General features: G+C 43.4%; 15 protein-coding genes, 23 tRNA genes and 3 rRNA genes. 37 read left to right on the top strand and 4 right to left on the bottom strand.

What is annotated here, in order from left to right; all coding sequences use genetic code 11:
- The first annotated feature begins 64 nt into the window (after positions 1 to 64).
- The 31 genes from ACXAEO_RS01120 to ACXAEO_RS01270 all read left to right on the top strand — a co-directional run bounded on the left by ACXAEO_RS01120 (position 65) and on the right by ACXAEO_RS01270 (position 15,213).
- Positions 65 to 1,614: ribosomal RNA gene (locus ACXAEO_RS01120) — 16S ribosomal RNA — on the top strand.
- Between the two features lie 80 nt (positions 1,615 to 1,694).
- Positions 1,695 to 1,771 (top strand) — tRNA-Ile (locus ACXAEO_RS01125).
- A gap of 15 nt (positions 1,772 to 1,786) precedes the next feature.
- Positions 1,787 to 1,862: transfer RNA gene (locus ACXAEO_RS01130), tRNA-Ala, on the top strand.
- Between the two features lie 89 nt (positions 1,863 to 1,951).
- Positions 1,952 to 4,883 (top strand): 23S ribosomal RNA (locus ACXAEO_RS01135).
- 109 nt (positions 4,884 to 4,992) lie between these two features.
- Positions 4,993 to 5,108: ribosomal RNA gene (gene rrf / locus ACXAEO_RS01140) — 5S ribosomal RNA — on the top strand.
- The 16S, 23S and 5S rRNA genes sit together here with 23 tRNA genes alongside, the layout of an rRNA operon.
- Before the next feature lie 14 nt (positions 5,109 to 5,122).
- Positions 5,123 to 5,198 (top strand) — tRNA-Val (locus ACXAEO_RS01145).
- A 6-nt stretch (positions 5,199 to 5,204) separates the two neighbouring features.
- Positions 5,205 to 5,280, top strand: a tRNA-Thr gene (locus ACXAEO_RS01150).
- 7 nt (positions 5,281 to 5,287) lie between these two features.
- Positions 5,288 to 5,363, top strand: a tRNA-Lys gene (locus ACXAEO_RS01155).
- A gap of 10 nt (positions 5,364 to 5,373) precedes the next feature.
- A tRNA-Leu gene (locus ACXAEO_RS01160) sits at positions 5,374 to 5,455 on the top strand.
- 8 nt (positions 5,456 to 5,463) lie between these two features.
- Positions 5,464 to 5,538 (top strand) — tRNA-Gly (locus ACXAEO_RS01165).
- 14 nt (positions 5,539 to 5,552) lie between these two features.
- Positions 5,553 to 5,641 (top strand) — tRNA-Leu (locus ACXAEO_RS01170).
- Positions 5,642 to 5,661: 20 nt separating this feature from the next.
- A tRNA-Arg gene (locus tag ACXAEO_RS01175) sits at positions 5,662 to 5,738 on the top strand.
- Positions 5,739 to 5,755: 17 nt separating this feature from the next.
- A tRNA-Pro gene (locus ACXAEO_RS01180) sits at positions 5,756 to 5,832 on the top strand.
- A gap of 17 nt (positions 5,833 to 5,849) precedes the next feature.
- A tRNA-Ala gene (locus ACXAEO_RS01185) sits at positions 5,850 to 5,925 on the top strand.
- A 45-nt stretch (positions 5,926 to 5,970) separates the two neighbouring features.
- A tRNA-Met gene (locus ACXAEO_RS01190) sits at positions 5,971 to 6,044 on the top strand.
- A 21-nt stretch (positions 6,045 to 6,065) separates the two neighbouring features.
- Positions 6,066 to 6,142: transfer RNA gene (locus ACXAEO_RS01195), tRNA-Ile, on the top strand.
- Positions 6,143 to 6,157: 15 nt separating this feature from the next.
- Positions 6,158 to 6,250, top strand: a tRNA-Ser gene (locus ACXAEO_RS01200).
- A gap of 28 nt (positions 6,251 to 6,278) precedes the next feature.
- Positions 6,279 to 6,355: transfer RNA gene (locus ACXAEO_RS01205), tRNA-Met, on the top strand.
- A gap of 12 nt (positions 6,356 to 6,367) precedes the next feature.
- Positions 6,368 to 6,443 (top strand) — tRNA-Asp (locus ACXAEO_RS01210).
- Positions 6,444 to 6,454: 11 nt separating this feature from the next.
- A tRNA-Phe gene (locus ACXAEO_RS01215) sits at positions 6,455 to 6,530 on the top strand.
- A 19-nt stretch (positions 6,531 to 6,549) separates the two neighbouring features.
- Positions 6,550 to 6,625, top strand: a tRNA-His gene (locus ACXAEO_RS01220).
- A gap of 11 nt (positions 6,626 to 6,636) precedes the next feature.
- Positions 6,637 to 6,710: transfer RNA gene (locus ACXAEO_RS01225), tRNA-Gly, on the top strand.
- 4 nt (positions 6,711 to 6,714) lie between these two features.
- Positions 6,715 to 6,791, top strand: a tRNA-Ile gene (locus tag ACXAEO_RS01230).
- A 3-nt stretch (positions 6,792 to 6,794) separates the two neighbouring features.
- Positions 6,795 to 6,869, top strand: a tRNA-Asn gene (locus ACXAEO_RS01235).
- A 4-nt stretch (positions 6,870 to 6,873) separates the two neighbouring features.
- A tRNA-Ser gene (locus ACXAEO_RS01240) sits at positions 6,874 to 6,964 on the top strand.
- Positions 6,965 to 6,971: 7 nt separating this feature from the next.
- A tRNA-Glu gene (locus ACXAEO_RS01245) sits at positions 6,972 to 7,043 on the top strand.
- Positions 7,044 to 7,276: 233 nt separating this feature from the next.
- Positions 7,277 to 9,223: a 1,4-alpha-glucan branching enzyme gene (gene glgB, locus ACXAEO_RS01250; protein WP_474877007.1), complete on the top strand. Its 1,947-nt coding sequence runs from the start codon at positions 7,277 to 7,279 to the stop codon at positions 9,221 to 9,223.
- Positions 9,165 to 10,322 carry a glucose-1-phosphate adenylyltransferase gene (locus ACXAEO_RS01255; RefSeq protein WP_474877009.1) on the top strand — a complete coding sequence of 386 codons (1,158 nt, stop codon included), beginning with the start codon at positions 9,165 to 9,167 and terminating at the stop codon, positions 10,320 to 10,322. Before glgB ends, ACXAEO_RS01255 begins: the two co-directional genes overlap by 59 nt.
- Positions 10,323 to 10,338: 16 nt before the next feature.
- Entirely contained in the window at positions 10,339 to 11,361 is a 1,023-nt protein-coding gene (locus tag ACXAEO_RS01260; protein ID WP_474877011.1) for a GlgC family sugar phosphate nucleotidyltransferase, read from the top strand.
- On the top strand, positions 11,358 to 12,782 hold the full coding sequence (gene glgA, locus ACXAEO_RS01265) for a glycogen synthase GlgA (RefSeq protein WP_474877013.1): 1,425 nt from the start codon (positions 11,358 to 11,360) through the stop codon (positions 12,780 to 12,782). The genes ACXAEO_RS01260 and glgA overlap by 4 nt, the downstream gene beginning before the upstream one ends.
- A gap of 16 nt (positions 12,783 to 12,798) precedes the next feature.
- Positions 12,799 to 15,213: a glycogen/starch/alpha-glucan phosphorylase gene (locus ACXAEO_RS01270; RefSeq protein ID WP_474877015.1), complete on the top strand. Its 2,415-nt coding sequence runs from the start codon at positions 12,799 to 12,801 to the stop codon at positions 15,211 to 15,213.
- A gap of 77 nt (positions 15,214 to 15,290) precedes the next feature.
- Here ACXAEO_RS01270 and ACXAEO_RS01275 read toward each other — a convergent pair whose 3' ends face one another.
- From ACXAEO_RS01275 to ACXAEO_RS01290, 4 genes are all read right to left on the bottom strand, one after another.
- Positions 15,291 to 16,019 carry a lipase family protein gene (locus ACXAEO_RS01275; RefSeq protein WP_474877017.1) on the bottom strand — a complete coding sequence of 243 codons (729 nt, stop codon included), beginning with the start codon at positions 16,017 to 16,019 and terminating at the stop codon, positions 15,291 to 15,293.
- Between the two features lie 207 nt (positions 16,020 to 16,226).
- Positions 16,227 to 17,018 (bottom strand): TIGR00266 family protein, encoded by a 792-nt coding sequence (locus tag ACXAEO_RS01280; protein ID WP_474877019.1) that lies wholly within the window; start codon positions 17,016 to 17,018, stop codon positions 16,227 to 16,229.
- A 59-nt stretch (positions 17,019 to 17,077) separates the two neighbouring features.
- A complete protein-coding gene (locus tag ACXAEO_RS01285; RefSeq protein WP_474877022.1) occupies positions 17,078 to 17,542 on the bottom strand; it encodes a TspO/MBR family protein in 465 nt (154 codons plus the stop codon).
- A gap of 113 nt (positions 17,543 to 17,655) precedes the next feature.
- On the bottom strand, positions 17,656 to 18,405 hold the full coding sequence (locus ACXAEO_RS01290) for a TraR/DksA C4-type zinc finger protein (RefSeq protein ID WP_474877024.1): 750 nt from the start codon (positions 18,403 to 18,405) through the stop codon (positions 17,656 to 17,658).
- A 502-nt stretch (positions 18,406 to 18,907) separates the two neighbouring features.
- Here ACXAEO_RS01290 and ACXAEO_RS01295 point away from each other — a divergent pair.
- The 6 genes from ACXAEO_RS01295 (at position 18,908) to menC (ending at position 26,471) form a co-directional block, all read left to right on the top strand.
- Positions 18,908 to 20,323 carry an isochorismate synthase gene (locus tag ACXAEO_RS01295; RefSeq protein WP_474877026.1) on the top strand — a complete coding sequence of 472 codons (1,416 nt, stop codon included), beginning with the start codon at positions 18,908 to 18,910 and terminating at the stop codon, positions 20,321 to 20,323.
- On the top strand, positions 20,310 to 22,073 hold the full coding sequence (menD, locus tag ACXAEO_RS01300) for a 2-succinyl-5-enolpyruvyl-6-hydroxy-3-cyclohexene-1-carboxylic-acid synthase (protein ID WP_474877028.1): 1,764 nt from the start codon (positions 20,310 to 20,312) through the stop codon (positions 22,071 to 22,073). The genes ACXAEO_RS01295 and menD overlap by 14 nt, the downstream gene beginning before the upstream one ends.
- Positions 22,070 to 22,894, top strand: a complete 825-nt coding sequence (gene menH / locus ACXAEO_RS01305; protein ID WP_474877031.1) for a 2-succinyl-6-hydroxy-2,4-cyclohexadiene-1-carboxylate synthase — start codon at positions 22,070 to 22,072, stop codon at positions 22,892 to 22,894. Before menD ends, menH begins: the two co-directional genes overlap by 4 nt.
- 41 nt (positions 22,895 to 22,935) lie before the next feature.
- A complete protein-coding gene (gene menB / locus ACXAEO_RS01310) occupies positions 22,936 to 23,754 on the top strand; it encodes a 1,4-dihydroxy-2-naphthoyl-CoA synthase (RefSeq protein WP_474877033.1) in 819 nt (272 codons plus the stop codon).
- Between the two features lie 116 nt (positions 23,755 to 23,870).
- A complete protein-coding gene (locus ACXAEO_RS01315; RefSeq protein WP_474877035.1) occupies positions 23,871 to 25,361 on the top strand; it encodes an o-succinylbenzoate--CoA ligase in 1,491 nt (496 codons plus the stop codon).
- Positions 25,362 to 26,471, top strand: coding sequence for an o-succinylbenzoate synthase (gene menC, locus ACXAEO_RS01320; protein ID WP_474877038.1), 1,110 nt, complete (start codon positions 25,362 to 25,364; stop codon positions 26,469 to 26,471). It abuts the gene before it with no gap.
- The last annotated feature ends 127 nt before the right edge of the window (positions 26,472 to 26,598 follow it).

Raw genomic sequence — 26,598 nt, forward strand, 5'->3', positions numbered from 1 at the left:
GAAAACTGAACAAAACAACAAAACGTCAACGTTTAATTTTTATTTTATGAGCAAGTCAAACATTTCTTCGGAGAGTTTGATCCTGGCTCAGGACGAACGCTGGCGGCGTGCCTAATACATGCAAGTCGAGCGGACAGATGGGAGCTTGCTCCCTGAAGTCAGCGGCGGACGGGTGAGTAACACGTGGGCAACCTGCCTGTAAGACTGGGATAACTTCGGGAAACCGGAGCTAATACCGGATAACACCGAGGACCACATGGTCCTTGGTTGAAAGATGGTTTCGGCTATCACTTACAGATGGGCCCGCGGCGCATTAGCTAGTTGGTGAGGTAACGGCTCACCAAGGCGACGATGCGTAGCCGACCTGAGAGGGTGATCGGCCACACTGGGACTGAGACACGGCCCAGACTCCTACGGGAGGCAGCAGTAGGGAATCTTCCGCAATGGACGAAAGTCTGACGGAGCAACGCCGCGTGAGCGATGAAGGCCTTCGGGTCGTAAAGCTCTGTTGTTAGGGAAGAACAAGTACCAGAGTAACTGCTGGTACCTTGACGGTACCTAACCAGAAAGCCACGGCTAACTACGTGCCAGCAGCCGCGGTAATACGTAGGTGGCAAGCGTTGTCCGGAATTATTGGGCGTAAAGCGCGCGCAGGCGGTTCCTTAAGTCTGATGTGAAAGCCCACGGCTCAACCGTGGAGGGTCATTGGAAACTGGGGAACTTGAGTGCAGAAGAGGAAAGCGGAATTCCACGTGTAGCGGTGAAATGCGTAGAGATGTGGAGGAACACCAGTGGCGAAGGCGGCTTTCTGGTCTGTAACTGACGCTGAGGCGCGAAAGCGTGGGGAGCAAACAGGATTAGATACCCTGGTAGTCCACGCCGTAAACGATGAGTGCTAAGTGTTAGGGGGTTTCCGCCCCTTAGTGCTGCAGCTAACGCATTAAGCACTCCGCCTGGGGAGTACGGCCGCAAGGCTGAAACTCAAAGGAATTGACGGGGGCCCGCACAAGCGGTGGAGCATGTGGTTTAATTCGAAGCAACGCGAAGAACCTTACCAGGTCTTGACATCCTCTGACAACTCTAGAGATAGAGCGTTCCCCTTCGGGGGACAGAGTGACAGGTGGTGCATGGTTGTCGTCAGCTCGTGTCGTGAGATGTTGGGTTAAGTCCCGCAACGAGCGCAACCCTTGATCTTAGTTGCCAGCATTCAGTTGGGCACTCTAAGGTGACTGCCGGTGACAAACCGGAGGAAGGTGGGGATGACGTCAAATCATCATGCCCCTTATGACCTGGGCTACACACGTGCTACAATGGACGGTACAAAGAGTCGCGAGACCGCGAGGTGGAGCTAATCTCATAAAACCGTTCTCAGTTCGGATTGCAGGCTGCAACTCGCCTGCATGAAGCCGGAATCGCTAGTAATCGCGGATCAGCATGCCGCGGTGAATACGTTCCCGGGCCTTGTACACACCGCCCGTCACACCACGAGAGTTTGCAACACCCGAAGTCGGTGAGGTAACCGTAAGGAGCCAGCCGCCTAAGGTGGGGTAGATGATTGGGGTGAAGTCGTAACAAGGTAGCCGTATCGGAAGGTGCGGCTGGATCACCTCCTTTCTAAGGATTTTTACAAGAATCGTTGACGAAAAACGTTTTGTTCAGTTTTGAGAGAATTTCATTCTCTTTTCTTATGGTATGGGCCTATAGCTCAGCTGGTTAGAGCGCACGCCTGATAAGCGTGAGGTCGATGGTTCGAGTCCATTTAGGCCCACCATACCACTTTTATATTGGGGCCTTAGCTCAGCTGGGAGAGCGCCTGCCTTGCACGCAGGAGGTCAGCGGTTCGATCCCGCTAGGCTCCACCAATGATTGTTCTTTGAAAACTAGATAACAGTAATAGCTGAGGAAAGTGAAAGCTTTTCTAATGTAAGAAACATGTAGCCGTAAGGCGAATGGTTAAGTTAGAAAGGGCGCACGGTGAATGCCTTGGCACTAGGAGCCGATGAAGGACGGGACTAACACCGATATGCTTCGGGGAGCTGTAAGTGAGCTTTGATCCGGAGATTTCCGAATGGGGAAACCCACTGTTCGTAATGGAACAGTATCTTTACCTGAATACATAGGGTATGGAAGGCAGACCCGGGGAACTGAAACATCTAAGTACCCGGAGGAAGAGAAAGCAATTGCGATTTCCTGAGTAGCGGCGAGCGAAACGGAATTAGCCCAAACCAAGAGGCTTGCCTCTTGGGGTTGTAGGACACTCTATACGGAGTTACAAAGGAACGAAGTAGATGAAGAGGCCTGGAAAGGCCCGTCGAAGAAGGTAACAACCCTGTAGTTGAAACTTCGTTCTCTCTTGAGTGGATCCTGAGTACGGCGGGACACGAGAAATCCCGTCGGAAGCTGGGAGGACCATCTCCCAAGGCTAAATACTCCCTAGTGACCGATAGTGAACCAGTACCGTGAGGGAAAGGTGAAAAGCACCCCGGAAGGGGAGTGAAAGAGATCCTGAAACCGTGTGCCTACAAGTAGTCAGAGCCCGTTAACGGGTGATGGCGTGCCTTTTGTAGAATGAACCGGCGAGTTACGATCCCATGCAAGGTTAAGTTGAAGAGACGGAGCCGCAGCGAAAGCGAGTCTGAATAGGGCGAATGAGTATGTGGTCGTAGACCCGAAACCAGGTGATCTACCCATGTCCAGGGTGAAGTTCAGGTAACACTGAATGGAGGCCCGAACCCACGCACGTTGAAAAGTGCGGGGATGAGGTGTGGGTAGCGGAGAAATTCCAATCGAACCTGGAGATAGCTGGTTCTCTCCGAAATAGCTTTAGGGCTAGCCTCAAGATAAGAGTCTCGGAGGTAGAGCACTGATTGGACTAGGGGCCCCCAACGGGTTACCGAATTCAGTCAAACTCCGAATGCCGAAGACTTATTCTTGGGAGTCAGACTGCGAGTGATAAGATCCGTAGTCAAGAGGGAAACAGCCCAGACCACCAGCTAAGGTCCCAAAGTATACGTTAAGTGGAAAAGGATGTGGAGTTGCTTAGACAACCAGGATGTTGGCTTAGAAGCAGCCACCATTTAAAGAGTGCGTAATAGCTCACTGGTCGAGTGACTCTGCGCCGAAAATGTACCGGGGCTAAACGTATCACCGAAGCTGTGGATGGACATCTACGATGTCCGTGGTAGGAGAGCGTTCTAAGGGCGGTGAAGTCAGACCGGAAGGACTGGTGGAGCGCTTAGAAGTGAGAATGCCGGTATGAGTAGCGAAAGATGGGTGAGAATCCCATCCACCGTATGCCTAAGGTTTCCTGAGGAAGGCTCGTCCGCTCAGGGTTAGTCGGGACCTAAGCCGAGGCCGAAAGGCGTAGGCGATGGATAACAGGTTGATATTCCTGTACTACCTCCCCACCGTTTGAGCAATGGGGGGACGCAGAAGGATAGGGTAAGCGCGCTGTTGGATATGCGCGTCCAAGCAGTAAGGCTGAGAAGTAGGCAAATCCGCTTCTCGTAAGGTTGAGCTGTGATGGCGAGGGAAATAAAGTACCGAAGTTCCTGATTTCACGCTGCCAAGAAAAGCCTCTAGCGAGGTGGGAGGTACCCGTACCGCAAACCGACACAGGTAGGCGAGGAGAGAATCCTAAGGTGTTCGAGAGAACTCTCGTTAAGGAACTCGGCAAAATGACCCCGTAACTTCGGGAGAAGGGGTGCTCTGATAGGGTGCAAGCCCGAGAGAGCCGCAGTGAATAGGCCCAGGCGACTGTTTAGCAAAAACACAGGTCTCTGCGAAGCCGTAAGGCGAAGTATAGGGGCTGACACCTGCCCGGTGCTGGAAGGTTAAGGGGAGAGGTTAGCGCAAGCGAAGCTTTGAACCGAAGCCCCAGTAAACGGCGGCCGTAACTATAACGGTCCTAAGGTAGCGAAATTCCTTGTCGGGTAAGTTCCGACCCGCACGAAAGGTGTAACGATCTGGGCACTGTCTCAACGAGAGACTCGGTGAAATTATAGTACCTGTGAAGATGCAGGTTACCCGCGACAGGACGGAAAGACCCCGTGGAGCTTTACTGTAGCCTGATATTGCATTTTGGTACAGCTTGTACAGGATAGGTAGGAGCCTTGGAAGCCGGAGCGCCAGCTTCGGTGGAGGCATCGGTGGGATACTACCCTGGCTGTATTGAAATTCTAACCCGCACCCCTCATCGGGGTGGGAGACAGTGTCAGGTGGGCAGTTTGACTGGGGCGGTCGCCTCCTAAAATGTAACGGAGGCGCCCAAAGGTTCCCTCAGAATGGTTGGAAATCATTCGTAGAGTGTAAAGGCACAAGGGAGCTTGACTGCGAGACCTACAAGTCGAGCAGGGACGAAAGTCGGGCTTAGTGATCCGGTGGTTCCGCATGGAAGGGCCATCGCTCAACGGATAAAAGCTACCCCGGGGATAACAGGCTTATCTCCCCCAAGAGTCCACATCGACGGGGAGGTTTGGCACCTCGATGTCGGCTCATCGCATCCTGGGGCTGTAGTCGGTCCCAAGGGTTGGGCTGTTCGCCCATTAAAGCGGTACGCGAGCTGGGTTCAGAACGTCGTGAGACAGTTCGGTCCCTATCCGTCGCGGGCGCAGGAAATTTGAGAGGAGCTGTCCTTAGTACGAGAGGACCGGGATGGACGCACCGCTGGTGTACCAGTTGTCTTGCCAAAGGCATCGCTGGGTAGCTATGTGCGGACGGGATAAGTGCTGAAAGCATCTAAGCATGAAGCCCCCCTCAAGATGAGATTTCCCATAGCGTCAAGCTAGTAAGATCCCTGAAAGATGATCAGGTTGATAGGTCAGAGGTGGAAGCATGGCGACGTGTGGAGCTGACTGATACTAATCGATCGAGGACTTAACCAAATTTTAAAGCACAACGTGCTTTTCTCAGCTGCAGTTATCTAGTTTTGAAGGAATAACTTTTTTTAAAAAAGTATTGAAATTTCTTCTGAATAGTGTATAATGTAATATGTCTGGTGATGATGGCGAAGAGGTCACACCCGTTCCCATGCCGAACACGGAAGTTAAGTTCTTCAGCGCCGATGGTAGTTGGGGGTTTCCCCCTGCGAGAGTAGGACATTGCCAGGCAGTATTACAAAAATGGAGGATTAGCTCAGCTGGGAGAGCACCTGCCTTACAAGCAGGGGGTCGGCGGTTCGATCCCGTCATCCTCCACCATTCTTAGCCGGTGTAGCTCAATTGGTAGAGCAACTGACTTGTAATCAGTAGGTTGGGGGTTCAAGTCCTCTCGCCGGCACCATTTATCCGAGCCATTAGCTCAGTCGGTAGAGCATCTGACTTTTAATCAGAGGGTCGAAGGTTCGAGTCCTTCATGGCTCACCATTTTTAATATGCGGGTGTGGCGGAATTGGCAGACGCACCAGACTTAGGATCTGGCGCCGCGAGGCGTGGGGGTTCGAGTCCCTTCACCCGCACTTTTAACGCGGAAGTAGTTCAGTGGTAGAACACCACCTTGCCAAGGTGGGGGTCGCGGGTTCGAATCCCGTCTTCCGCTCCAGTAGAACGTATAGTGCCGGGGTGGCGGAACTGGCAGACGCACAGGACTTAAAATCCTGCGGTAGGTGACTACCGTACCGGTTCGATTCCGGTCCTCGGCACCACTATACAAAAAAAGAAATATGCGCCCGTAGCTCAATTGGATAGAGCGTCTGACTACGGATCAGAAGGTTATGGGTTCGACTCCTGTCGGGCGCGCCATATTATTATGAAGTTAACGGGGAGTAGCTCAGCTTGGTAGAGCACTTGGTTTGGGACCAAGGGGTCGCAGGTTCGAATCCTGTCTTCCCGACCATGAAATCCTTGAAAAATGGGGCCTTAGCTCAGCTGGGAGAGCGCCTGCCTTGCACGCAGGAGGTCAGCGGTTCGATCCCGCTAGGCTCCACCATTTTTGATAATATAAGAATCTAACAAATAGATTTCTTTAGAATATGGCGGCGTAGCTCAGCTGGCTAGAGCGTACGGTTCATACCCGTGAGGTCGTGGGTTCGATTCCCTCCGCCGCTACTTACTATATCAAAAATGAGAGGACCTTTAGCTCAGCTGGTTAGAGCAGACGGCTCATAACCGTCCGGTCGTAGGTTCGAGTCCTACAAGGTCCACCATTGAATGTGAAATACGGAGGAATACCCAAGTCCGGCTGAAGGGATCGGTCTTGAAAACCGACAGGGGTGTAACAGCCCGCGGGGGTTCGAATCCCTCTTCCTCCGCCATTTATTATTTTATTTGTTTCAATATTATCGCGGGGTGGAGCAGTCTGGTAGCTCGTCGGGCTCATAACCCGAAGGTCGCAGGTTCAAATCCTGTCCCCGCAACCAATTTATAAGGGTGGTCCCGTGGTGTAGTGGTTAACATGCCTGCCTGTCACGCAGGAGATCGCGGGTTCGAGTCCCGTCGGGACCGCCATTTTCAAAAAAGGCTCGGTAGCTCAGTTGGTAGAGCAAAGGACTGAAAATCCTTGTGTCGGCGGTTCGATTCCGTCCCGAGCCACCATCTATAATTTCATTTAATGGCGGTTGTGGCGAAGTGGTTAACGCACCAGATTGTGGCTCTGGCACTCGTGGGTTCGATTCCCATCAATCGCCCCATATAACACGATGCGGGTGTAGTTTAATGGTAAAACCTCAGCCTTCCAAGCTGATGTCGTGAGTTCGATTCTCATCACCCGCTCCATGAAGGGCCTATAGCTCAGCTGGTTAGAGCGCACGCCTGATAAGCGTGAGGTCGATGGTTCGAGTCCATTTAGGCCCACCATATTCCACAGTAGCTCAGTGGTAGAGCAATCGGCTGTTAACCGATTGGTCGCAGGTTCGAGTCCTGCCTGTGGAGCCAAAATAGAGAAGTACCCAAGTGGCTCAAGGGGCTCCCCTGCTAAGGGAGTAGGTCGCTAACGCGGCGCGAGGGTTCGAATCCCTTCTTCTCTGCCAGTACTTTGGCCCGTTGGTCAAGCGGTTAAGACACCGCCCTTTCACGGCGGTAACACGGGTTCGAATCCCGTACGGGTCATAATAAAAAGCAGTTTACAATTGTAAACTGCTTTTTTATTTGTCATAAATGTAATACGAAAAAAGACATCTTGCAAAACGCAAGATGTCTTTTTTTATGGATAAAACGACAAAACAATCATCTAAATAGCGATTTTTGTCGGAAAAATGAGAATTTTTCTAGGAGGTAAACAGAAAAATAACTCGAATATTGTTAAAGATAAACCTATTTATTAGGTTGAAAGGGAGGCAAAAATGATATCAACAGTTCAACCTACAGATTATCAGCTGCACTTGTTTCATGAGGGAAGTTTGTTCAAAGCTTATGAACTTTTTGGAGCACATATTATAACAAATGAGCAAGGAATCACAGGTACTCGTTTTTGTTTATGGGCACCTAATGCTATAGAAGTTCGAGTGGTAGGAGATTTTAATGGATGGAATGGAATATCCCATCAAATGAATAAGCTTAACGACCAAGGGGTTTGGATGCTTTTTGTGTCTTCGCTAGGAGAAGGAAATAATTATAAATACGAAATTCATACCGAAAATGGAGAAAGATTATTAAAAGCTGATCCTTACGCTTTTTTTAGTGAGAAGCGGCCGAATAATGCATCGATTGTCCATAAGTTAGAGCCTTATGAATGGAACGATAAATCATGGCAACGTAAAAGAAGGCAAACTGCTTTGTATGAAAAGCCGCTATTTATATATGAAGTGCATACGGGCTCTTGGAAAACACATGATGATGGGGAATTCTATAATTATAGAGAGCTTGCGGAAGAACTTGTTCCTTATGTCGTGGAGCATGGTTTCACACACATTGAACTGATGCCTTTAGTGGAACATCCATTTGATGGATCCTGGGGCTATCAAGGAACAGGATATTACTCTCCTACAAGCAGGTATGGAAATCCAGAACAGCTTAAACAATTTATTGATTTATGCCATCAACATAGCATCGGAGTTATTTTAGATTGGGTACCTGGTCATTTTTGTAAAGATCAACATGGTTTGTATAAATTTGATGGAACCTTTCTATATGAATATACAACTGAAGCTGATCGGGAAAATTACGTATGGGGAACAGCTAATTTTGATTTATCAAAGCCCGAAGTCCAAAGCTTTCTTATTTCCAATGCTATTTATTGGCTAGAACATTTTCGTATAGATGGTTTTCGTGTCGATGCAGTTGCTAATCTTCTTTATTGGGCTAACTCAGATGAAATGAGAGTCAATGATTATGCAGTGCAATTTTTAAGAAAATTGAATGAAGCACTTTTTTCATATGATCCTAACATTTTAATGATTGCGGAAGATTCTACAGATTGGCCTTTAGTAACGGCTCCAGTATTTATGGATGGGTTAGGATTTAATTATAAGTGGAATATGGGTTGGATGAATGATGTGTTAACTTACATGGAAGCAGCACCTCATGAAAGAAAGCATCTCCATGAAAAAATCACCTTTTCACTTCTATATGCCTTTAACGAAAATTTTATCCTGCCTTTTTCTCATGATGAAGTAGTTCATGGAAAAAAATCTTTGTTAAATAAAATGCCTGGCGATTACTGGCGTAAGTTTGCTCAGCTTCGACTCCTCTACGGTTTCTTAATCTCTCATCCTGGTAAAAAGCTTTTATTTATGGGAGGGGAATTTGGACAGTTTGATGAGTGGAAGGATGCCACTGAGCTAGATTGGATGCTGCTTGATTTTGAGATGCATCGAAAAGTTAATCTTTATATGAAAGAGTTACTAGCTATCTATCGACGCAGCAAACCGCTATTCGAGCGAGATCACAATGCCGAAGGGTTTGAGTGGATTGATGTTAATAACTATGAACAACGTATTTTCTCATTTATCCGTAAAGGAAAGAATGAACAAGACCAATATGTCATAGTATGTAACTTTTCAGAGGATGTGTATGAAAACTATAAAATTGGAGTCCTTCTTCCAACTTCCTATATTGAAGTTATAAACAGTGATGATCCTAGCTTTGGAGGGTCAGGTGTTACGAATAAAAAGGCACTAAAAGCAGTGGAAGAAGAGTATCATGGGAAACCATATCATATTGAAATGAATATCCCGCCATTCGGAATTAGTATAATGCGAGCTAGAAAATCAAGAGGGGAGAAAAAACAAGATGGGCAAAAAAAAGTGCGTAGCAATGTTACTGGCAGGAGGAAAAGGAAGCAGACTTAGTTCCTTAACTCAAAATCTAGCAAAACCGGCTGTTCCATTCGGAGGAAAATACCGCATCATCGATTTTACATTAAGTAATTGCACAAATTCAGGAATTGAAACAGTAGGTGTACTGACACAATATCAGCCGCTTGTTCTTCACTCTTACATCGGAATCGGAAGTGCCTGGGATTTAGATCGCAGAGGAGGAGGAGTAACGGTGCTTCCTCCTTATTCAGAATCTTCAGGAGTTAGGTGGTATAAAGGAACAGCAAGTGCGATTTATGAGAATTTAAATTATTTAAAGCAACATGAGCCTGAATATGTCTTGATTTTATCGGGTGACCATATTTATAAAATGGATTATAGTGAAATGCTTGATTATCACATTGAGAAAAATTCAGATGTTACCATTTCAGTGATTGAGGTGCCGTGGGATGAAGCAAGTCGCTTTGGCATTTTGAATACGAATGAACAGTTAGAAGTACTTGAATTTGACGAAAAGCCTGCCCAACCTAAAAATAATTTAGCTTCTATGGGGATTTATATTTTCAAGTGGTCTTTGCTGAAAGAATATTTGGAGATGGATGCACGTAACCCGGATTCAAGTCATGATTTTGGTAAAGATGTTATTCCTTTGCTTTTAGAAGAAAACAAGAAATTATTTGCTTACCCATTCCAAGGATATTGGAAAGATGTAGGTACGGTAAAGAGTTTATGGGAAGCCAATATGGATTTGCTTTCGGAAGAGTCTACCTTGAACTTGTTTGAGCATTCTTGGCGAATTTATTCGGTTAATCCAAATCAACCGCCTCAATACGTGTCTCCTGCAGCCAATGTAGTCGACTCGCTTATTAACGAAGGTTGCATGGTAGAAGGGAACGTAGATCACTCTGTTTTATTCCAAGGGGTGCATATTGGTGAAAACTCGTTAATTAAGCGGTCTGTTGTAATGCCGGAAACGAAAGTTGGAGCCAATGTTTACATTGAGAATGCAATTGTAGCGGGGAATATCAATATTCCGGATGGAACGATTATTCGAATGGATGAAAGCAGCGAAGAAGTAATTTTAGTGACACAAGATTTTATCGACACATTAGAAGATAAAGTAGTCAAATAAAAGGAGGAAGGCTTTGATGAACAAACAAATGTTAGGAATTATAGATGCATCACCATATACGGCTAATTTAAAGCCTTTAACAAATTTTAGAACATTTGCTGCTCTACCATTTGCAGGTAGATATCGTTTAGTTGACTTCATGTTGTCAAATTTAGTACGCTCTGATATTCATAGCGTAGCATTGTTCCCTAGAAAAAATTATCGCTCGTTATTAGATCATCTCGGGTCTGGAAAAGAGTGGGATTTAGATCGGAAAAGAGATGGATTGTTTGTATTTCCACCTAAAACAGAAGGTGTGAACGGGCAAGCGTCCATGGTGACACAACTTCGCTATCATATTGATTATTTTTTAAGAAGCACTCAAAAATATACTGTGATTGCTAATAGTTCTACCATTTGTAATCTGAATTTTCAAGATGTACTAGATCATCATATTCGCTCGAAGGCTCATATTACAGAGGTGCATCATCAAGGACAACCACTTCAAATTTATGTAATGGAAACGGCATTGTTAGTGGATTTAATTTACCAAGGGAGTTTTTCAGCTAATACGATTAGCGAATTTGTTCAATACCATGCTTCAAAATATAGTGTATCTCACTATGAACATACCGGGTATACAGCTATTATTTCAGATGTTGCTTCATACTTTAGCAAGAGCATGGAAATTTTGCAGCCTGAAATATGGAAACAAGTATTCGAGAAAGATCATCCAATTTTTACGAAAGTAAAAGATGAGCCTCCAACTCGCTACACAAGTACGGCTGTTGTACAAAATTCAATGATTGCAAATGGTTGTGTAATTGAAGGACATGTAGAAAACAGCATTATTTTTAGAGGGGTTAAGATTGAAAAAGGGACAGTGATCAAAAACAGCATCGTTATGCAAAAAAGTATCATAAAAGAAAATTGTTTACTAGATCATGTCATTCTTGACAAAGATGTAAGAATAGAAAGAGATACAGAACTTAAAGGCAGTCCTGCACTTCCTTATGTAGTTGAGAAGGGTACTGTACAAGGAGCGTTGATGAACTCGTGAAAGTATTATTTGCCGTCTCTGAATGTGTTCCATTTGTCAAAACAGGAGGATTAGCAGACGTAGCAGGGGCTTTACCAAAAGAATTAGCTGCGCTTGGCACAGAGGTTTGTGTCATTATGCCAAAATATAGTCACATTCGAGAAGAATATAAAGCCCAGATGACATTAAAAAAAGTATTTTATGTACAAATTGGATGGAGACGCCAATACTGCGGCATTGAAATATTGGAGTTAGAAGGAATCCAGTATGTATTTTTAGATAACGAATATTATTTTAAGCGAGATTCGCTGTACGGCCATTATGATGATGGAGAAAGGTTTTCCTTTTTCTGTCGGGCCGTTATTGAAAGCATTCCTTACTTAGGATTTGATCCGGATATTATTCATTGTCATGACTGGCATACAGGAATGATTCCATTTTTATTAAGGTCAGAGTACGACGTGTTTGCTTCCATTCAAACGGTATTTACAATTCACAACCTTCAATTTCAAGGAATCTTCCCTCGCAATATTTTATATGAATTGCTTAATCTAAGTGATTATTATTTTACTTCCACTCAGTTGGAGTTTTATGGGAATGTAAATTTTATGAAAGCGGCTCTTGTATCAGCAGACAAAATTACAACGGTCAGTCCAAGTTACCGTAATGAAATTCAAACCCCTTATTACGGAGAAAAATTAGACGGGTTATTGAGAAAGCGTGCGGATGATTTAGTAGGGATTGTGAACGGCATTGATGATAAGCTTTACTGTCCAGCATCTGATTCGTCTATTGCATATCCTTACTCGATTAAAACGCTGCCTGTAAAAAAGAAAAATAAGCTGGTGCTTCAACAAAAACTTGGTTTGCCTCAGGATGAGGGCATTCCGATGATTGCTATGGTGACCCGTTTGACTTCACAGAAAGGTTTAGAATTAGTGGAGCATGTTTTTCATGAAATGATGAATGAGAACATACAATTTGTTGTATTGGGTAGCGGCGATCCGAAATTTGAAGCATTCTTTTCTGACATGAGTCGTGTGTACAATGATCAAGTGAGAACCATTATTGGATTTGATGAAGAATTAGCTCATTTGATTTATGCAGGAACAGATTTATTTTTAATGCCTTCTAAATTTGAACCGTGTGGTTTAGGGCAACTGATTGCTTTAAAATACGGAGCGATTCCTATTGTTCGGGAAACAGGCGGACTAAATGATACGGTCCAATCTTACAATGAGCAGAGGGAAGAAGGAAATGGTTTTACATTCGCCAACTTCAATGCTCACGATATGTTGTATACGATTCGCCGCGCACTTACATTTTATGAAGACGAAGAAGTATGGAGAAAGTTGATGAAAGAAGCAATGAGCCGAGATTACAGCTGGACAAGGTCTGCGTTTACATATAATCAGCTGTATGCAAACTTAACGGCAAAGTAGAAGGAGTGAAAGCGGCATGTTCTCGAATAAAGAATGCTTCCAGCAGGCATTTCTAAAAAAGCTTGAGATGACTTATGGGAAAAGCTTTAAGGAATCCACAATTTATGACCAATATCATACGTTGGGAAATATGGTCAGAGAGTATATTAGCTCAAATTGGATTGCCACAAATGAACAGCAGCGATCTTCTCACACAAAGCAAGTATATTATTTTTCAATTGAATTTTTATTAGGAAAGCTTCTTGGGCAAAACTTAACGAATCTTGGTATTCAAGAAGTTGTAAAGGAAGGCTTAAGTGAGCTTGGGATTGATTTAGAAGAAATGGAAGAAATAGAGGAAGATGCAGGTCTTGGAAACGGAGGGCTTGGACGCCTTGCCGCCTGTTTCCTAGATTCCCTTGCCTCTTCCAATCTTCCTGGTCATGGCTGCGGAATTCGTTATAAACATGGCTTATTTGATCAAAAAATTGTGGATGGGTTTCAAGTAGAACTACCTGAACAATGGTTGCGGCATGGGAATGCGTGGGAAGTTCGAAAGGCAGATGACGCAGTAGAAATCGACTTTTGGGGTGAAGTGGAAACACTTTATGATCATGAAGGCCGCTTAACCTTTCGTCTCATTCGTTCAGAAACCATCACAGCTGTTCCTTACGACATCCCTGTAATAGGATATGATACGTCTGTTGTTAACACGTTAAGACTGTGGAATGCAGAACCTTCTCGATTTCCCATTCATAAAGACGTGATGGAATACAAGCGTGAAACAGAGTCTGTGTCCGAATTTCTCTACCCAGATGACACACATGAAGATGGGAAAATATTACGTTTGAAGCAACAATATTTTCTTGTATCGGCAAGTTTGCAAAGCATCGTAGCCTCACACCGTAAATTGTATGGAACGTTAAAAAACTTCCATGAAAAAGTCGCCATTCATATTAATGACACCCATCCGGTCCTTGCTATTCCCGAATTGATGAGAATTTTACTTGACGAAGAACAGTTGGACTGGGACGAGGCATGGAATATTACAACAAATACGATTTCCTACACGAACCATACTACTTTATCGGAAGCATTGGAAAAATGGTCCATTCATTTATTCCAACCGTTATTACCGCGTATTTACATGATCGTATCGGAAATTAATGAACGGTTTTGCAAGCAGTTATGGGAAAAGTACCCTGGGAATTGGAGCAAAATTGAAGAAATGGCCATTATCGCTCACGGTATGGTGAAGATGGCTCATTTAGCGCTCGTTGGAAGTTACCGAGTAAACGGTGTGGCGAAGCTCCATACAGAAATATTGAAAAACAGAGAAATGAGTAATTTTTACGAAGTGTACCCTGAAAAATTCAATAATAAAACAAATGGAATTACCCACCGCCGCTGGTTGTTAAAGGCCAACCCACAGCTTGCTAATGCGATAACGGATGCCATTGGTCCGTCTTGGATTCATTCTCCAGAAGAGTTAGAGAATGTGGAGGCGTATGCCTTTGATAGCAGCTTCAAAGATACGATGAAGAAAGTAAAACAGGAAAGAAAAACCATTCTTGCAGATATTATTCGACAACGGACAGGGATTGTTATTGATGATACGTCCATTTTTGATGTTCAGGTAAAACGGTTGCATGCGTATAAGCGGCAATTGCTGAACGTATTGCATATTATGTACTTATATAATCGACTAAAAGAGGAGAAATCGTTTGAGATTTATCCGCGTACTTTTATTTTTGGCGCAAAAGCTTCGCCTGGTTATTATTACGCAAAAAAAGTGATTAAATTGATTAATTCTCTTGCAGATAAAGTGAATAATGATCCGCAAACGTCGCCGTTTTTGAAGGTTATCTTCCTTGAAAATTACCGTGTGTCACTGGCAGAGCATGTGTTTCCTGCGGCTGATGTGAGCGAACAAATTTCAACAGCGAGTAAAGAAGCGTCTGGAACAGGAAATATGAAGTTCATGATGAACGGAGCATTAACGGTCGGGACGTTGGACGGGGCTAATGTTGAAATATTTGAAAGAGTGGGAGCCGAGAATATGTTCATATTTGGTTTGACGGCAGAAGAAGTGTTGCATTATGAACAAAATGGTGGCTATCGTTCGAGTGATTATTATCATTATGATAAACGTATTCAAAAAGTGTTAGAACAACTGGTGAATGGCTTTTTCCCGAATTCGTTTGATTTGTTTGAATCTATTTATGATTCGTTATTGATGCAAAATGACCAGTACTATGTATTGCGAGACTTCAGCTCTTATGCATCCGCTCATGAAAAGATCAACACTGCTTATCAATCACAAGACAGTTGGCTTGAAAAAAGTATTATAAACATTGCTAAATCAGGATACTTTTCAAGTGATCGCACAATTCGAGAGTATGCAGATGACATTTGGGGTTTGAAGCGAATCGAACAAGGGACTCTTTTATAGAATGATTTATTGAATGGCTCTTTTTAGGCGAGCGTTTTGTCTCTTCCTAAGAAGAGCCACTTTTTTGCTGGTTTCGTTCATAAACGATCTCTTAAAAAGGCAATATAAGTGTCAATACTATGATTAGCCTCAATGGAATGTTGAGGAGAATAAAACATGATACCTCGAGGAACATGCTGATACATAAAATCAGTCTTATGAAGGGGAGAGTAAATTTTTCTTGGAGGGACAAATGGAATAAGATCAACAGAGTTTACATATCGAATGCTGTACTTAATATATTGTTTATATTGATAAGCAAAAGCAGGATCACCTACACGCGGGCTCCCGAAATTCACCATTGCAATGGTTCGTTCATCCAAGTTAACAGAGATGTCTAATGCATGTAATGTTGCTAAAGCTCCTCCAAGACTATGACCGGTGACAAAGATAGGTTTGGCCGAAGAGACTGAGGACAGGGCTTTGATAATGCCATCTCGGCATGATTGATAAATTCCCATAAAACCAGCATGGATACTTCCCGCGTTTTGAACATATGGATACGGAACTTGCCCGTAGCGCAAGTCACTAATCCAGTCGGTGTCAGATTGGGTTCCTCTGAAAGCGACAATGACAGCATCTGAAGATTCGATAATAAAACCGAACCATTCTTCTTCATAAATAGAGCGGGCTTTGAAAGAGTATATTAATTTAAAGGAGTCCGGCACTTTAAAAAAACCGTTTTGTTCATATTGATCGTAAGCGAGCTTAGAGCATTGAGCTAAAAACAGAGCTGTCTCGTCCGAAATAAAAGCTTTACGCACCATTTTTTCGCACCTTCTTTCCCCTGATGTTACTAGAACAAGTTCGTTCGGTTGATTACCGTCTGCAACATAGCTTATGAAAGCATAGGGCAAAGTGTGAATTATATTCGTCTAAAACAGCAAAAAAAATTCTATCATATAACCCAGCATGGTGAAGGATTACATAATAGAACTTTTTAGTAAAAATAAGATTGAATTTATGTGTACTTTTTAATCATCCCCGTTTAATAAATCTCCAATTGCCCCAAACATACTTCCTTCTCCAGTAGACTTTCCACCAGGGGCGTTGGCAAATATGCGGTCAGCCAGTCTGCTGAATGGAAGCGACTGTACCCAGACTGTTCCGGGCCCTCTTAACGTAGCGAAAAAGAGTCCTTCTCCGCTAAATAACGCTGTTTTGACTTTTCCAACATATTCAATGTTGTAATCAATATCTTTTGTCATCGCGACAAGACAACCTGTATCAATGCGCAGTAGCTCGCCAGGTTGCAGTTCCCGCTTATAAATAGTCCCTCCTGCATGTAAAAAGGCAAGTCCGTCCCCTTCTAGTTTTTGCATAATAAATCCTTCACCGCCAAAAAAACCGGTGCCGAGTTTGCGCTGGAAATCAATGCCTACAGAGACTCCTTTTGCAGCACATAAAAAAGCATCTTTTTGGCAAATAATTTTTCCGTTCAGCTCGCTTAAATCAATAGGGATAATTTTTCCAGGATAAGGAGAGGCAAAAGACACACGCCGTTTTCCATTTCCTTGATTTGTAAAGACTGTCATGAACAAGCTTTCTCCTGTTAGAACCCGTTTTCCGGCTCCCACTAATTTTCCGAAAAGTCCTCTTGGTCCTGAATGGGCACCATCCCCAAAAATGGTTTCCATTTCAATGCCTTCTTCCATCATCATCATGCCGCCTGCTTCGGCAATGACACTTTCTTGAGGATCTAATTCAATTTCGACAAACTGCATGTCATCTCCGTGTAGAAAAAAATCAATTTCATGAGCGTTCATTCTGTTCACCTCAATCGATAATATCGCCTAACGGCTTGTTGGAAATCGCGCCTTTTTTGCTAAACATTTAGTGAATAAATCGTATAGGATAAGTAAGTTGCAAAGCATGACCATAATAGATAAGGAATAAGAAGCCAAAACGAAACATTAGAAATCCGTTTAGCTGCCAAGGCGAGAAGAAAGGTTGTTATGGCAACGAGTGCACAATCAATGGTGGCGAGCCATAAGTCTTTCAACTCAAACTGAAAAAAGCTAAACGCTTGATTGAACACATAGTTTAGCAGTAAAAAGATAAAGAACCATCGGCTACTAGATGAAAATCCTTGTTTTTTATAAATGATGGAAACAGCTAAAGAGATAAGTGCGAATAAAACAGCCCAAACAATCCCAATAAAAGAGCCGGCCGGTGTCCATTCAGGCTTTTGCAACGCATCGTACCACTGCTGATCGACCGGAAAGAGAAAGCCGCTGATGGAAAATAACGCATAGACTGCTAAAAAGATGAGTATGGTTTTTTTGTTCATATTTTTTCACCTCGTTTATTAGTTGTGAAAAGAAGATAAAGAAGGAATAGTTCCTTCTTTATCATATATATGGTTCGTTTATTTACCAAATACCCATCTCATCATAGAACTAATCATTCTTCTTCCACATAGGGCTCTTTTTCAAAAGGATGCAAATCGCCAAAGACCGTCATAACTCCTTCTTCATCTAACGCTTGTTCATACATATCATGCTTTTTCGTTGGATAAATTGGTAAAGGTTTGCCATATAAATCTGTCGCGGCAAAATTCTCATAGTCTTCTACGTATCCGACACGTTCATCTGCTTCAATATATGTTTGGCTGTACTGTTCTGTATCTTCGATAAAGTCTGACGGAGATTCAGATGTTCCATAACGTGCTACTTCTTGCCATGAATCTTCCGAATCGAACGACTCGGCATATTTTTCATCATATTCGTACTGACCAAAGGGATGATTTAATACTTGTTCTTCAATTGGTCGATCTTTTGATATGTTTTGTTCTGGCGAATGCTCTTTGCAGAACATCGTTGTTGGAATCGCTTCAAGTCGCTCAAAGGCAATATCTTTTCCGCATGTTTGACATGTGCCGTAGAAGCCTTCTTTCATTGCGTGTAAAGCGTGCTTGACTTCTTTTAGCTCCTGTTCTGCATGTTCATTTAAAGCTAAGTCTTTTTCCCGCTCATATAATTCAGTGGCTGTATCGGCAGGATGATTGTCATAACTTGATAATTCACCTACCGAGTCATGCTGGTCACTTCGTTGCATGCCAAAATAGTCATTTTGTTCAAGTTGATGTTCAATTTCGCTTTGACGCTCTTCAAGATGACTGCGTAAGGCGTGAAGTTGAGACTTCGATAGCATGTAAATCCCCCTAATGTAAAAAAATAAAGGTTGTCTTTCAATAGTATTAGTTAAAGGACACAAAAAAACTTTAGCAAAACTTGGGCAACAGGAAAGTGCAATCAAAAACTTGAGATCAAAATGGGAAGGTAAGGTGCAAGCAGTCCGCCAACTTGATAATAGGAATGCAGATATGATTCATGGCTAATGGACACCAACAGAATGGAGTTTAGTAACAAATACATGGGAAGAAACCGATAAAACAGCACACATTATATAAGGAAACTTCCATCACGAAATAGTTTCCTGACAGATGAACACAAAATCCTGCATGGTTAAGTGTAGAAACGGGTAATAAACTGTTAACGGTTTTCAAGATTTCAAGAAAAAATGCGCCTGGTCACTTCCAATTAATCCATAATTAGAAAAGGGAGAGAAAGGGCTGTTGGTAGATTTTTTCCGGGCTACGCTTTATAATAAATAGGTTAAAGATCAGTTTTGAAATAAAGTGGGGGGACGTATTGTGATTGCAATAACCGAACATCCATTACAAGTTTTGCAAGAAGCTTATGAAAAAGCAAAAAATGAAGGAAATCCGCAATTAGTCAGCCTTGTCAAAGAAATAAATCCATATAATCCCCTAGCCCTTTTTTATAATGGTAGAAATATGTTTGTTGGCGAACGCTTCATTTGGATGGATGCAGCGCGTTGTCAAACATTGATTGGGTTTAACCATTTAGCGGTCATGGCAACAGAACAAGGTGAAGGACGATATCAGGCCATTGAAGAGCAATGGAAGCGTTTTATAGAACAATCCGTTCAAGATATAAGTGAACTTCCAATGGGAACCGGTCCGGTATTATTTGGGGGTTTTTCCTTTGATCCAAAAAAGGAACAAACAATCCTTTGGGATAAATTTCCGAGCGGTAAATTTATTGTTCCACAATTTTTATATACTGAAATAGAAAATAAAGCATATTTGACTATAAATGTGTTAATAACACCACAAGATTGCCCTATTCGAACGTTGGATTGGCTAAATCAAGCAGAAGAAGCACTTTTTAGTGAAGAACAGGCATCTATACAAGATTTAAGCAGTCACATGATTCAGCTCAAGGAAGTAGAGCCTGACCAATGGAAAGAGTCGGTACAGTCAGCTACACGGCGGATTCAAGCAGGAGACATTGAAAAGGTGGTGTTGGCACGGGAATTAAGAGCCGCTTTTTCTGAGGATGTGCCGAATGAATATATTTTGCAACGGCTTGTAGCAGAACAGCCAGAAAGCTATATATTTGCGTTTGAAAACGGTGAAGATTGTTTCATCGGTGCTTCTCCCGAGCGTTTAGTAAAGCAAGAAGGACATGAAGTGTTTTCTACTTGCTTAGCAGGTTCAATTGCCCGTGGAAGAACAAGAGAGGCGGATGAACGTTTAGGACAAGAACTATTGTGTGACGAGAAAAACTTGCTGGAGCATGAAGTGGTCGTGCATATGATTAAAGAGGCGATGATGGAATCATGTGAAAGTATTCATGCTAGTTCGTCTCCACAACTTTACAAAACAAAGCATATTCAGCATCTCTATACACCGGTAAAAGGAATTGTTAAAAAAGGAATGAGCTTGTTTTCTTTTGTGGAAAAGTTGCACCCCACACCAGCGTTAGGAGGGTACCCTCAACAAAAAGCAAAGGAAGTCATTCGAGAGCTCGAGCATTTAGACCGCGGCTGGTACGGTGCACCGTTAGGTTGGATGGATCAACATGGAAGCGGGGAGTTTATTGTTGGTATCCGCTCCGCCCTTCTTCAAGGACAAGAGGCTTCCTTGTTTGCTGGCTGCGGCATTGTTGCCCATTCTGATCCGGAAAGCGAATATAAAGAAACGAACATTAAGTTCAATCCAATGTTGTCAGCTTTAGGAGGTAAAATGGATGCAATCAACTAAAGTTCTTACGTCCTATGCTGCTGCTTTTGTGGACGAATTAGTTTGCGCGCGTGTAACGGATGCGGTCATCAGCCCAGGGTCGCGCTCAACACCCATTGCGATGCTTATGGCAGAGCATCCGGATATGCACGTTCACTTAAATATTGATGAACGTTCTGCAGGCTTTTTTGCTTTAGGAATGGCAAAAGCCAAAAAACGTCCTGTCGTTCTTTTATGTACATCTGGCACGGCAGCGGCTAATTATTATCCTGCTGTCGTTGAGGCTTATCAATCTCGTGTCCCACTCATCGTCATTACGGCCGATCGTCCGCATGAGCTACGAGATGTAGGCGCTCCTCAAACGATTAATCAGCTTGAATTGTTCGGTTATTATTCAAAGTGGTTTGCAGAGCTGGCCCTTCCAGAGGATACTTCGCATATGCTTCGTTATATTCGTACAGCTGCGGCAAGAGCTGCCGGTACGGCAATAGCGGCTCCTGCTGGCCCTGTCCATCTTAATTTTCCTGTAAGAGAACCTTTAGTTCCTAATCTCTCTCAAGAAAATTTATGGTCAGGAGGAAGAGAAGAACGAAAGCGTATCGAGGTACATACTGGTGAACTTCGCTGTTCTCCAGTTGTATTGGAAGAGGCTGCATTAACGGTCAAAAAATATGAACGCGGGCTCATCATTTGTGGCGATCATGACGAAGAGGGATTTGCTGAGGCTGTGACAGAGTTGGCTCAAAAGCTAAATTATCCGATTATAGCCGATCCCCTTTCACAACTTCGAAACGGCAAGCATGCGAAAGAACATGTGATGACCGCTTATGATACGTTTTTGAAGGATAAAGAGTTGGTGGCAGAACTGAAGCCAGAATTGGTCATTCGATTTGGAGCTATGCCTGTTTCGAAAGCAGTGCTTCTTTTTTTACAGGAGCATGAACCGCAAGAAATGTTAGTCATTGATGGGGGAAATGGTTGGCGAAATCCGACATTGAACGCTACAGAGATGATTCAATGTGAAGAAACCTACTTCTGCCGTGAACTTGGGCGGTTAGCAGGGGAACCTGGGCGAACGTCCTCGAAATGGATGGATACGTGGCAACTTTTGAATCAAACAACAACCGAGTTGCTGAACAAATCATTACATCAAGCTTCTTCGTTCGAGGGAAAGGCAGCACATGAGCTGATTCAATGCATGCCTGACAATTCCGTTTTATTTGTCGGAAACTCGATGCCTATTCGTGATGTTGACACTTTTGCTTCAGCTAGTGAAAAAACCATTAAAATTTTAGCGAATCGCGGTGCAAATGGAATAGATGGTGTAGTATCAAGTGCGTTAGGTGTCAGTACACTCGGTAATCCGACAGCACTCCTTATCGGGGACTTGTCTTTTTACCACGATTTGAATGGGTTGCTAGCAGCTAAAATGAATCAGCTCGACTTAACAATTATCTTAATCAACAATGATGGTGGCGGCATTTTTTCCTTCTTGCCTCAATCAAAAGAAGAAAAACATTTCGAATTTTTATTTGGCACTCCTACTGGACTTGAGTTTGATAAAGTGGTTGAAATGTACGGCGGGGAATTCCAAACGATGGAAACATGGGAGCAGTTCAGACAAGTTGTGACACAATCCTTTACAAAAAAAGGAGTAAAGGTGATTGAACTGAAAACAACGCGTGAAGAAAATGTCATACTTCATCGAGAAATCAGGAAATCTGTTTCCCAGGAAATGAAGGACATTCTCCACATGGGGAAAAAAGAATGAATTACACGATAAATGGTGTTTCGTATGAAGTCGATATTATCGGGACAGGTTCACCGCTCTTATTGCTTCATGGCTTTACTGGCTCAAAAGAAACGTGGGTGCCTTTTTATGAAGAGTGGCAAGTTAATCAACAGCTTATCTCAATTGATTTGATTGGTCATGGTCAAACGGATTCCCCAACAGACGTAAATAAGTATACAATGGAATCAGCTGTGGCTGATTTATCTATATTACTGAAGGAGCTTGAGCTTACGCAGGTGAGTGTTTTAGGGTATTCCATGGGAGGGCGTCTTGCTCTTTCGTTTGCTGCGATGTTTCCCGAGATGGTCGGAAAATTAATTTTAGAAAGTGCTTCTCCTGGTTTGAAAACTAAACAGGAGCGACATGTGCGCCAACAGCAAGATGAAGCATTAGCGAATCAAATTATTGAAAAGGGAATACCTTGGTTTGTCGATCATTGGGAAAACATTCCGTTATTTGAAAGCCAAAAACAACTCCCCTCCGACGTCCAAGAAAGCATAAGACAACAAAGACTGACGAATCATCCTTTAGGGTTAGCGAACAGCTTGCGAGGGATGGGAACAGGGGTGCAGCCATCATGGTGGGAGCATCTTGTTACACTCTCCATGCCAACTTTGCTTCTAGCAGGAGAGAAGGATTCGAAGTTTTGTCACATTGCCGAAGAGATGGAGATTCGGATGCCAAATGCTGTTTACAAAAGAATTTTCGCTGCTGGACATGCAATCCATGTGGAACAGCGGGAGATTTTTGGTAAAATAGTAAGTGGTTTCATTCATGAAGAAAAAGGGTTCTATATGTAAATGAATGACCACTAGTAACATACATATAAGGAGGAATAGTGATGACAGTAGAATGGGTAGCAGAACGTCAATATGAAGATATTTTATATGAAACATATAATGGGATTGCTAAAATTACCATTAACCGTCCAGAAGTGCGCAATGCATTTCGCCCGAAAACCGTTACGGAATTAATCGATGCTTTTGCTTATGCTCGTGATGATTCTGCAATCGGAGTCATTGTATTAACAGGTGCTGGAGATAAAGCGTTCTGTTCAGGCGGCGACCAAAAAGTACGCGGCCATGGCGGTTATGTAGGGGAAGATGAAATTCCACGCTTGAATGTGCTGGACTTACAACGTTTAATCCGAGTGATTCCAAAGCCAGTTGTGGCGATGGTAGCAGGTTATGCAATTGGAGGCGGTCACGTACTGCACCTTGTTTGTGATTTAACAATCGCTGCGGATAACGCTATTTTTGGACAAACTGGACCAAAAGTAGGTAGCTTTGATGCGGGATATGGCGCTGGTTACTTAGCACGTATTGTCGGTCATAAAAAGGCCCGTGAAATTTGGTATCTATGCCGCCAGTACGATGCACAGCAAGCGTTAGATATGGGATTAGTTAACACAGTGGTGCCATTAGAGCAATTAGAAGCGGAAACCATTCAATGGTGCGAAGAAATGTTAGAGAAAAGTCCAACAGCCCTTCGCTTCTTAAAAGCAGCATTCAATGCGGATTCCGACGGATTAGCTGGTCTACAGCAATTAGCAGGAGATGCGACACTTCTTTACTACACAACAGATGAAGCGAAAGAAGGACGCGATGCGTTCAAAGAGAAACGCAAACCGGATTTCGGACAATTCCCTCGTTTCCCTTGATTAAAAAAACAGCTTGATGAGTCATTCATCAAGCTGTTTTTTTAGAAGGAAATCGAAGTGTGAGCGAGATGGATTCGCGATCAACTATAACCGATGAGTGAAAGGAATGACAGTAGATGAATCATCAAACCATTCCAAATTGGCTAATGCAACGTGCGTATTTAACGCCGGATCGGGTCGCTGTTTCGTCTTCAGAAGGTGACGTCACGTTTCGGCAACTTCATCAACAAGCCCTTTCATTAGCCGAGCGTTGTGTTTCTTTAGGAATGAAAAAGGAAGAGACTGTTGCCATTTTAGCTTCAAACAGTCTTGAGATGGTTATATTCATTCATGCGATGAAATACATAGGGGTTCGGACAGTGCTACTCAATACACGTCTTACTTCTCGTGAAATTCAATTTCAGCTTCAAGATGCGAATGTGAAAGTGTTACTCGTAAGCGAAGAGTTTAATGCTATGGCTGAAGTTCTTTCAATTGAGGGAAAAACGACAGTGTATACCTTCAGTCAGGTGAAAAAAGCATCTAAACAAACGTTTGATTGGATGCAGATATTTGAATTGGATGACGTTGATACCATCATGTATACATCAGGTACAACAGGGTATCCGAAAGGAGTTATGCAAACATACGGAAATCATTGGTGGAGTGCGATGGGATCAGCGTTGAACATAGGACTGCATGAAAAAGATGCATGGCTTTGTGCTGTGCCGCTGTTTCATATTAGCGGCCTTTCCATTTTGATGAGAAGCGTTATTTATGGAATAAAAGTGGTCCTGCACGAAAAATTTGCCCCAGCTCTGGCTAATCGTGCGATTTACCATGAAGGGGTGACCATTGCTTCTGTCGTGACGGCGATGCTTTCTCGAATGGTCGATGAGATGGAAGGAAAGAAGTATCCTCCGTCTTTTCGTTGTATGCTGCTAGGAGGGGGACCAGCACCATTGTCACTTCTTCAGTCATGTGCGGATTTCAATATTCCTGTCTATCAAACGTATGGTATGACAGAAACCGCTTCTCAAGTGGTAACCCTTCCGCCAGAATACAGTCTCTCCAAGCTAGGGTCTGCCGGCAAGCCGTTATTTCCTTGTGAAGTGCAAATCCAAACAGAGAGCGGGAAAACAGCAAAAGCGAAGGAGCCTGGAGAAATTGTTGTGAAAGGACCCAATGTGACGAAAGGTTATTGGAATCGTCCGGAGGCTTCTGAACAAGTTTTTCACGGTGAATGGTTTCATACAGGTGATATCGGATATATAGATGAAGACGGCTTTTTATATGTATTGGACCGCCGTTCTGATTTAATCATTTCAGGGGGAGAAAACATTTACCCTGCAGAGATTGAATCGGTTCTTCTTACTCATCCTCTCGTGATGGAGGCGGGGGTGACGGGAGTAAAACATGAAGCATGGGGACAAGTTCCGTACGCATTCGTGGTAAGGCAGAAGAATGAAACGATAACAGAGAAGGAACTCAAACAATATTGTGAGGCGCGGCTGGCGAAATATAAAGTCCCGTATGCGATCTTCTTTGTCGATGAACTGCCGCGCAACGCTTCAAACAAGCTTGTGCGCCGTCAATTGTCTTCCTTCATCCAAAAGGAGGAGAAGTAAATGAACATTCAAAGCGTGACGCTGCATTTTATTTCTATGGATTTATTGACACCTTTTGTAACAAGTTATGGAACGGTTCAACAGCGGGATATGATGTTAGTGGAAGTAGAGAATGAAAATGGCCTGACCGGATGGGGAGAAGTTGTCGCCTTTTCGACTCCGTGGTATACGGAGGAAACGATTGAGACATGTTTTCATATGCTTGATCAGTTCTTAATTCCCGCTTTGTTTCGTCAGCCGATTATAAGCCCCGAAGAGATTCAGACGATAGTTGCACCTGTGAAACGAAATCATATGGCAAAAGCTTCGATTGATAGTGCAATGTGGGACCTGTTTTCGAAACAAAAAGGGATATCTCTTGCGCACATGATGGGCGGAACAAGAGATAAAATTGAAGCAGGAGTCGTCATTGGAATGGATACCATTTCAGCTATGCTTCAAAAGATTGAACAGCACTTACAAGATGGCTATAAGCGGTTTAAAGTGAAAATTAAACCGGGCTATGATTATGAATTGATTAAACAAATTCGTAAGGAATACCCTTCTCTTCCTTTGATGGCGGATGCCAATTCGGCTTACACATTAAAAGATATTGAACAACTAAAGCGTTTAGATGAATTTGGCCTTATGATGATTGAACAGCCGCTCGGGTCTGATGATGTTGTTGATCATGCCAAACTGCAAAAGCAGCTTGAAACACCTGTTTGCTTAGATGAGAGCATTGTTTCGTATGATGATGCGCGTAAAGCGATTGAGCTAGGGAGCTGCCGCGTTATCAATGTGAAAGTGGGGCGAGTCGGAGGGTTAACGGAAGCGAAGCGTATTCATGATATGTGCTGGAATGAGGGGGTCGATTTATGGGTGGGGGGAATGCTTGAATCAGGCGTTTCACGTGCTCATAATATTGCGCTTGCCTCTCTGCCGGGTTTTACAATTCCTGGCGATATTTCTGCATCATCCCGCTATTGGGAGAAAGATGTAATCCTTCCAGAAGTGACGGTGCAAGACGGAAGTATCGTCGTTCCATCAGGAAGGGGAATCGGTGTAGACATAAATCGAGATGTTTTGACGCGTGTTACATATAATCAAAAACAATATAAGCGCTACTAAAGGAAACGTCCATTGGCGGGGATTTCGTCCTCTTTTACTTCGATGCTTTTGATTACTCAGGACGTTGGAGTGAAGGTTTTACTGCCTACTCATACAGAATAAATGGTCGTTTTGTGCTCCCCTCTTG

The sequence above is a fragment of the Bacillus sp. ABA4_010 genome, assembly GCF_056159105.1.